This window comes from Streptomyces thermovulgaris (genome assembly GCF_002155915.1).
GTDB classification, from domain to species: domain Bacteria; phylum Actinomycetota; class Actinomycetes; order Streptomycetales; family Streptomycetaceae; genus Streptomyces; species Streptomyces thermovulgaris.
The window spans coordinates 1-504 of record NZ_MUME01000426.1; the positions used below are offsets into that span (position 1 = coordinate 1).

Annotated in this window: 1 protein-coding gene; it reads right to left on the reverse strand. The window is 74.6% G+C overall.

Translation table 11 applies throughout. From position 1 onward, the window contains the following. Nucleotides 1-467: glycosyltransferase family 2 protein (locus CCN35_RS25805; protein WP_143631815.1), on the reverse strand; the 467-nt coding region annotated here is incomplete at its 3' end. Between the last annotated feature and the right edge of the window lie 37 nt (nucleotides 468-504).

Here is a 504-nt window from a genome sequence, read left to right on the forward strand (position 1 = left end):
CGGCGCAGCATCCGGGCGAGCGCCAGATTGCCGGCGCGGGCGTGGACGGGCCACGCACCCCGGCCGTGCGGACGCCGCCGGCCGAGCACCAGATCGGCCCCGCCGTCCCGGATCTCACGGACGAAGGGGACGAGGAGCGACGGGTCGAGGGAGGCGTCGCCGTCGCAGAAGCACACCACGTCGGCGGTGGCGGCGGTCAGCCCGGCGTGGCAGGCGGCGCCGAACCCCCGGCGCGGCTCGTGCACGACGGTCGCGCCGTACGCGCGGGCGACCTCGGCCGAACCGTCGGTGGAACCGTTGTCGACGACGAGCGCGCGCCAGCCCGGCGGGATCCGCGCGAGGACCCAGGGAAGGGCCTCGGCCTCGTTCAGGCAGGGCAGCACCACATCGACGTCCGGAGGAGCCGTCGTCACACTCTCACCCCACCTCTCACCCCGCGGGGATGAATCGGGCGTATGCGCATACATGACTCCTGTTCCCCGTGGGATGCGGATGCCCGGGGGC